At 31.6% G+C, this 7,761-nt stretch carries 8 protein-coding genes; 4 read left to right on the forward strand and 4 right to left on the reverse strand.

Annotated features, from left to right (window positions below):
* Window positions 1–34 precede the first annotated feature (34 nt).
* Window positions 35–715 (reverse strand): TrmH family RNA methyltransferase, encoded by a 681-nt coding sequence (locus RH98_RS14160; RefSeq protein WP_010256430.1) that lies wholly within the window; start codon window positions 713–715, stop codon window positions 35–37.
* Window positions 716–755: 40 nt separating this feature from the next.
* Here RH98_RS14160 and RH98_RS14165 point away from each other — a divergent pair, with 40 nt between their 5' ends.
* Both RH98_RS14165 and RH98_RS14170 read left to right on the forward strand, forming a co-directional pair.
* Window positions 756–1,457 carry an SIR2 family NAD-dependent protein deacylase gene (locus RH98_RS14165; RefSeq protein WP_010256432.1) on the forward strand — a complete coding sequence of 234 codons (702 nt, stop codon included), beginning with the start codon at window positions 756–758 and terminating at the stop codon, window positions 1,455–1,457.
* 84 nt (window positions 1,458–1,541) lie between these two features.
* On the forward strand, window positions 1,542–1,973 hold the full coding sequence (locus RH98_RS14170; RefSeq protein WP_010256434.1) for a hypothetical protein: 432 nt from the start codon (window positions 1,542–1,544) through the stop codon (window positions 1,971–1,973).
* A gap of 43 nt (window positions 1,974–2,016) precedes the next feature.
* Here the strand turns inward: RH98_RS14170 and RH98_RS14175 are convergent, their stop codons facing one another.
* Window positions 2,017–2,250 (reverse strand): hypothetical protein, encoded by a 234-nt coding sequence (locus tag RH98_RS14175; RefSeq protein WP_010256436.1) that lies wholly within the window; start codon window positions 2,248–2,250, stop codon window positions 2,017–2,019.
* Between the two features lie 5 nt (window positions 2,251–2,255).
* Window positions 2,256–3,416: a THUMP domain-containing class I SAM-dependent RNA methyltransferase gene (locus tag RH98_RS14180; RefSeq protein WP_036496001.1), complete on the reverse strand. Its 1,161-nt coding sequence runs from the start codon at window positions 3,414–3,416 to the stop codon at window positions 2,256–2,258.
* Between the two features lie 93 nt (window positions 3,417–3,509).
* Between RH98_RS14180 and RH98_RS14185 the strand changes: the two genes are divergently transcribed.
* Together RH98_RS14185 and RH98_RS14190 are read left to right on the forward strand one after the other, a co-directional pair.
* Entirely contained in the window at window positions 3,510–4,241 is a 732-nt protein-coding gene (locus RH98_RS14185) for a class I SAM-dependent DNA methyltransferase (RefSeq protein WP_010256440.1), read from the forward strand.
* Window positions 4,242–4,249: 8 nt separating this feature from the next.
* Window positions 4,250–4,972, forward strand: coding sequence for a ZIP family metal transporter (locus tag RH98_RS14190; protein ID WP_010256443.1), 723 nt, complete (start codon window positions 4,250–4,252; stop codon window positions 4,970–4,972).
* Between the two features lie 531 nt (window positions 4,973–5,503).
* Here RH98_RS14190 and RH98_RS15790 read toward each other — a convergent pair.
* A partial coding sequence (locus RH98_RS15790) for a hypothetical protein (protein WP_010256446.1) occupies window positions 5,504–7,761 on the reverse strand: 2,258 nt, incomplete at its 5' end.

Consider the following 7,761-nt stretch of genomic DNA (forward strand, 5'->3'; position numbering starts at 1 on the left):
ATTGCTCTTTTTTTTATTTATACCTAATGGTAAGCTATACTTTTTGTTCTAAATAGCGCTCTGTTACAAAGTCTATATCTTTAATAGATTTCCTAGCCCAATCAATTCTCTTCTCTAAAAGCTCTTCCTCCGTTAATTGCCAGTTCAAATCAGAATGTCTAATTCGCGTTGTTAGATTTTGAATTATAATAGCTGCTGATACAGATATATTTAAACTCTCTGTAAAGCCGACCATTGGGATTTTTATATATGTATCAGCTTGCTCAATAATTTCTGGAGACAGACCTGATTTCTCAGTTCCAAAAAATACGGCAGATGGTTTAGTAATATCAAAATCTTCTAGATGAAAAGCATCAACGTGAGGGGTGGTAGCTACAATTTGATAACCTTGAGCACGAATATCATCTATCGAATTTTGCACTGTATTATAGCGATGTATATCTACCCATTTTTCAGCACCTAAAGCAATTTCTTTATCTATTCGCTTACCAAATTTTTGTTCAATCACGCGTAAATCCTGAACACCAAATACTTCGCAGCTACGCATAACCGCGCTTGTGTTGTGTAATTGATAAACATCCTCTGCTACAATAGTAATATGTCTTGTGCGATTTTTTAGTACTTCCTTAAAACGCTCTACCCTACTCTCTGTCAAAAAAGACTCTAAGTATTCTAAATATTCAATATCTTGAAATAGCTTTTTAGAGATATTCATTATATATTTATTTAATAAGAAATGCAAAGGTAACAATATTATGGAAAAACGTTTAGTAGTACTGTCAGGTGCTGGAATTAGTGCAGAAAGTGGGATAAAAACTTTTAGAGATGCTGATGGACTTTGGGAAGGATATGATGTAATGGAAGTCGCATCTCCACAAGGATGGTATAAAAATAAAGAGCTAGTTTTAAAATTTTATAATGATCGCAGAAGACAACTATTAACTTGCCAGCCAAATAGTGCTCATCTTGCTATTGCTGGCTTACAAAATGAATACAATACTACTGTAATTACCCAAAATGTAGATGATTTGCATGAAAGAGCAGGTAGTAATAACGTTATTCATTTGCATGGTGAACTTTTTAAGGTGCGCAGTGAAGTTGATGAAAATTTAGTTTACGAATGGAAAAAAGACCTTACTTTAAAGGATAAGAACGATTTAGGGCATTCTCTTCGTCCACATATTGTATGGTTCGGAGAAATGGTTCCCGAAATAGCACGTGCTATACCTGTTGTGGAAGAAGCAGATGTAATCATTATTATAGGTACATCTTTGCAAGTGTATCCTGCCGCTTCATTAATCCAATATGCTAAGGAAGATGCAATTATTTATTATATAGATCCTACTCCTGCTGAAGTAAATATGTTTAATAAAAATATTACCATCATACCAAAGAATGCAACAACTGGTATGAAACAAATAAAAGAGGAATTAAAAGAATTAAGCGAGACGCTATAACTACCAAACTATTATTAGAAATTTTATATTTTTCTAAATTGACTTTTATTTTATACATTTAGTCACTAATTAATTCTTACTATTATGAAGAAGTCAATAATATTATTTATCGCTGCAAGCTTATCATTAATCGGCTGCTCCAGTGATGATAATAAAGGAGGAACGGAACCTTTTCCTGACAATATCTCTTTCGATGCTTTAAATATAAACGATAAAGCACCGGGAAGCACTGTAATTGCAACTGGTAAAAATCTTAGTCAAGCGAAAATAGGTGATTATGAGATTTTATTTAGAAAAACACTTACAAAACCAAGCGAAAAAAGTACTTCTAATTCTACAAAAGCACTCCCTATTGAAGAAGTCACTGATGGTACTGTAAACGCAACTATCTATGGGATAAATGAAGCTGGAACACAAATAGAATTTAATATTCCTGAAAATGCAGGTAATGGAGAAGTATTATTTCAATATCAAAAAAGAAATATTCGATTAACAAATTACAATTATAAAAAATAATTAAAAGTAGAGAGGTTTTAGCAATGCTAAAACCTCTCTACTTTTAATTTAATACTTTTACTTTCTTCATAAAGATCCATTTTACACAAATCTTATCTCCCTTATCAGTCTTAAATACTTTAAACTGTGGTGCTAAAATTGTCGCTACTACAGCACTAATTAAAGGCAACCAAAATCCAGTTAACTCTGTAAAATATTGTAGTGCAATACGAGATAAAACAAAGAACAAAGCAAAACTACAAAATTGTAAAATCAATGATTTTGTACCTACTCCCATGTTATTTAATCTTTAGTTATATATTTTCCTTTTTTACTTCCCTCATAAAGTTCATATTTAGCAAAACGTGTTTCAAGCTTACCGTTGAACAGTTTTATCTTTCTAGAAGGTCTTAATCCTACATACTTCAAAGCTTCAATATTAGCTGTAATAAACCATGCTTCTGTACCTGGATATCCTTGTTTCAATGTGTCACCAATCTCTCTATAAAAACGCTCTAAATCAATATCCAAACGCTCTCCATAAGGTGGATTAAACACCATATGTAAAGGTCCTTCTGTTTCCTTTTGAGTATCAAAGAAATTTGCTTGCTCTATACGAATATACTCTTCTAGATTAGCATTTTTAACGTTATCGATAGCTTTCATTACAGCAGATGGCGCTTTATCATACCCCTTAATAGTATAATGAAACTCTCTTACTTTCTTTAATAATGATTCTTGTACTTTATCAAATAAATCAGCATCCCAATCATTCCAACGCTCAAAGGCAAACTCTTTTCTATTGATATTAGCAGGAATATTACATGCTATCATAGCTGCCTCTGTTAATATAGTACCTGATCCACACATTGGGTCTAAGAAATCAGTTCTTCCATCCCATCCTGACATTAATAACATACCTGCCGCTAAAACTTCATTAATAGGTGCAATATTGGTAGCCGTTCTATATCCACGGTGGTGCAATGAAGCTCCTGAAGAGTCTAGCGAAACAGTACACATATCTTTTTGTATATGCACATTAATTCTTAAATCAGGAAAATCTTTATCTATACTAGGTCTTTTGCCTTTTTTCTCTCTGAACTGATCTACAATTGCATCTTTTGATTTTAAAGCTACAAAAAGTGAGTTATTAAAATTATCAGAACTTACAGTTGCATCTATTACAAATGTGTCATTCTCTCCAATAAATTCACTCCAATCAATACTTTGAATTCCTCTATACAAATTTGCTTCATTGTAAACCGCAAACTGTTTAATAGGTTTTAAAATCTTTAAAGCTGTGCGCAAAGCTAAGTTTGCTTTATACATAAATCCTTTGTCTCCAACAAAACTGACCATACGAACACCTTGTTGCACCTCCATTGCTCCTAGCAATTGTAATTCTTTAGCTAAAGTCTCTTCAAAACCGAAAAAAGTCTTAGCAACCATTTTAAAATTTCCCATTGTAATAATTGTATAAGGAATAATTTGTTTACTCTCAATAATCCACAAAAATAAAGTAAATTTGCAGGCTAATAAAAGATTTAAAGTAAAAGTATGTCAAAAGAAGAAAAAGCGTGGTATGTATCGTGGTTCGATACAGAATATTACCATACTTTATACAAAGATAGAGATTACGAAGAGGCACAATTATTAATAGACAACTTAGCTCATTACCTAAACCTTTCAGAGGATGCTAAGGTTTTAGACCTAGCCTGCGGTAAAGGTCGCCATTCTATTTATTTAAATAAATTAGGATATGACGTTACTGGAGTTGATTTATCACAAAATAGCATTAACAATGCTAAACAATTTGAAAACGATAAATTACACTTTGAGGTACACGATATGTGTCAACCTCTAACCCAAAAATATGATGCTATCCTTAATTTGTTTACAAGTTTTGGGTATTTTCCCGATGAAGAAGATAATGCACGTGCATTAAGAGCAATGCACGATAGCTTAAATGAATACGGCTTGGCTGTTATTGACTTTATGAACGTTAACAAAGTAATTGCTAATCTTGTCCCTCAAGAAACAAAAGTAGTAAATGGCATTGAATTTCATTTGAAAAGAAAATATGAAGATGGTTTCATTATCAAAGAAATAAGCTTTGAGGCTGATGGAAAACACCATGAGTATGTAGAAAAAGTAAAAGCGTTACGATTAGAAGATTTTGAAAAAATGATGGCGGATAACGATATCTATTTACTGGATGTTTTTGGGGACTACAAATTACACAAATTTTACAAAAATGATTCAGATCGTTTAATCATGATTTTTAAATAGGATAACGAATGGTGTTTATTGTTCCACTTATAGCAGTCATTATAGGATACTTGATAGCAATTATCCTTCAACCAAAAAACAAGAAAAATCTAAAGCTACTTATGGCTTTTAGTGGTTCTTTCTTATTGACCTTAACTGTTACTCATCTCTTACCAGATGTGTATAGCTATAGTAATTTAGAGTTACTTCACGACCATGGTAGTGATGACCATGGGCATAGTCATGCTAATGGAACAATAGGTTTCTTTATAATGCTTGGTATAGTATTTCAAATAATTTTAGAATACTTTTCCAAAGGAGCAGAACACGGTCATGTACACGTACACGACAAATTAGATAAAATACCTTGGCTGTTATTCATCAGTTTGTGTATTCACGCTTTATTAGAAGGAATGCCTGTGAGTCAACATCAAGAATTAGCTTGGGGAATTGCAATACATCATTTACCAATTGCAGTAATCTTAACAGCTTTTTTTATTAATGGGCAGATGAATAAGAAGGCTATTCTATTCTTTATGGTTGTCTTTTCTATTATGACTCCTTTAGGAACAGTAATATCTGAGCAAATACCATTTTTAAGTAAATATTATGCTGAGATATCAGCTGTCGTAGTTGGGATATTGTTTCATATATCTTCTACAATCATTTTTGAAAGTAATGAAGACCACAAATTTAATATCAATAAACTAATAGCAATTATCCTTGGAGTTGTAGCTGCCTATTTTGTATAAGACTAGAGTAAATACACTATATAAATCAAATCCCCAATTAGAAGTTATCTAATTGGGGATTTTTAATTACCTAAGTTACCATTAATATGATAACTTAGGTAATTCTCACAGCATTAAGACTCATTATTATTTACTGTCTATCTGGCAATTATTAATCAAAGTTTAATTTTATATAACCTTTCTCATTTCTTCCTTAATTTTTAATACCCAAATTTTAACCTTCTAAAAAGCCACAAGGCTATTATAGTAATCTATTCCCAACAATTGTAAAATAAACAGTTATGCTAACACGCAGAAGAAATGTTTCCTGAAGAGCTCATTAAAAAATCTACTGTCAACCATTTATAGAAAGATGTTTTTATATAAATAATCGCTAAATGAAGTTATTATTAATAAATCTATTAAACACTATCTATTTTAGATTAAAATAAAAAATGGTACCCCAAAAATTTGGGAGTACCATTTCCTCTCGTTATTATGTATAAAATTTATTGTCTAAAAAAATCAGACTATTACAACTTAAAATTTTACCTACTTATTCAAAATATCCTTTTCAAAGTCATTGAAACGAGCTTCTAAACGATTTAATTTCTCTTCTAAAACTTTTATTTGCTCTTGTTGTTCAATTGTATGCAGATATAATTCCTCAATTTTTTCTAACTGTTGAATAGAAAGTTCTGTAAAGTCAATCACATAGTTTCCATCTGCTGTCTTTTCTAATTCTGAAATTTTAGTTACACCTGGTAAGTGATTATATTTCTCAACAAATGCCTTAACATAATCTAATGATTTAAACTCATAAGTCAAATTCAAATCTGATGCCCCAGTGAAGTATTTTTCAAACACATAATCCGCATAAACAGAGTTAGCAGAAAAGAATTTACCATTTATTACAACATCACCATTAACAGATAATTTAGTATTAGTCGATTTTGAATTATTTAATAAAGAATTACTTCCTATAGCTACTGTACCAGTATGTGCAATATTTTGAGCATCTGTCGTAGCTAAATTTTGAGTTCCTTGGATTAACCATGGATGTTTCGCATTATCTTTTATAAGCTGTGTTAAGTTCACGCTAGTAGTACCAGCAGTATTTGTAATTTCAAAAACAATATCTCCATTGTTATTAATCACTTTAACATCTCCGGAATAATCCTTAATGATATTCTCGATAAACTCTTTGTTATCTCCGTAATTTATAATCTTACTAAAGTCATTGCTGACATCTTCTGATACAGTTATATAACGCGTAGATCCTGATTCATCTTTATATGAATAATAAATCATACCTGCTGTCGGTGCTACAGCTACATTCTGCTCACTTCCATCTCCTTTATAACGAGTCGTTGTTGTTAATGTCTCTACAAAATTTGTCGGAGTTACTCCTTCTTCTTTAGTATTGATTTTTATTCCTTTTCCACTTGCTCCTTCTACCGCTTCTATAATACTTACCTCAGAATAATTCTGTACTCGTTGAACCTCTTTTGTCAAATCTAAACTCGCTGTGGTATCACCATCTTGATATGTAATTGTAATATTACCAGTTATTGCATCTTTACTTACTGAAACATTTCCTGTGGAGTTAGTGATAAATTTATTAAGTTCTTTCTTAACGCTTTCATCCTTGATAATTTGTTCAAAACTATTTATTACATCAGAGGTTACAGTAATCTGAGCAGTTGCTAATTCTCCTGTTTCATCAAAATAGTTATATGCGATAAAGTTACTACCAGCATCTTTTCCTTTCTCTTTACCTCTTTCTATAGAAGTTAAGGTCTCTGTTAAAAGTACATCAGCACTTCCTTCTTTTCCATCATTAAACTTCTTAGCATACTGTACTTTTTTTGCATTCTCATCTGCACTTTGTTCAACGACACTAGCTATAGCTGTATTATCTTTTATAAGCTGTGTTAAGTTCACAGTGTTAGTAGTACCATCAGTATTTGTAATTTCAAAAACAATATCTCCATTGTTATTTATCACTTTAACATCTCCGGAATAATCCTTAATGATATTCTCGATAAACTCTTTGTTATCTCCGTAATTTATAATCTTACTAAAGTCATTGCTGATATCTTCTGATACAGTTATATAACGCGTAGATCCTGATTCATCTTTATATGAATAATAAATCATACCTGCTGTCGGTGCTACAGCTACATTCTGCTCACTTCCATCTCCTTTATAACGAGTCGTTGTTGTTAATGTCTCTACAAAATTTGTCGGAGTTACTCCTTCTTCTTTAGTATTGATTTTTATTCCTTTTCCACTTGCGCCTTCTACTGCTTCTATACTACTTACCTCAGAATAATTCTGTACTCGTTGAACCTCTTTTGTCAAATCTAAACTCGCTGTGGTATCACCATCTTGATATGTAATTGTAATATTTCCAGTTATTGCATCTTTACTTACTGAAACATTCCCTGTGGAGTTAGTGATAAATTTATTAAGTTCTTTCTTAACGCTTTCATCCTTGATAATTTGTTCAAAACTATTTATTACATCAGAGGTTACAGTAATCTGAGCAGTTGCTAATTCTCCTGTTTCATCAAAATAGTTATATGCGATAAAGTTACTACTAGCATCTTTTCCTTTCTCTTTACCTCTTTCTATAGAAGTTAATGTCTCTGTTAAAAGTACATCAGCGCTTCCTTCTTTTCCATCATTAAACTTCTTAGCATACTGTACTTTTTTTGCATTCTCATCTGCACTTTGATTACTAATACTGCTGTAAGCCTGGATTCCTTTAATCTTTGTGATAAACTCTTCCTTATTGGTCAACTCTG

Source organism: Myroides injenensis M09-0166, from assembly GCF_000246945.1.
Classification (GTDB): Bacteria; Bacteroidota; Bacteroidia; order Flavobacteriales; family Flavobacteriaceae; genus Flavobacterium; species Flavobacterium injenense.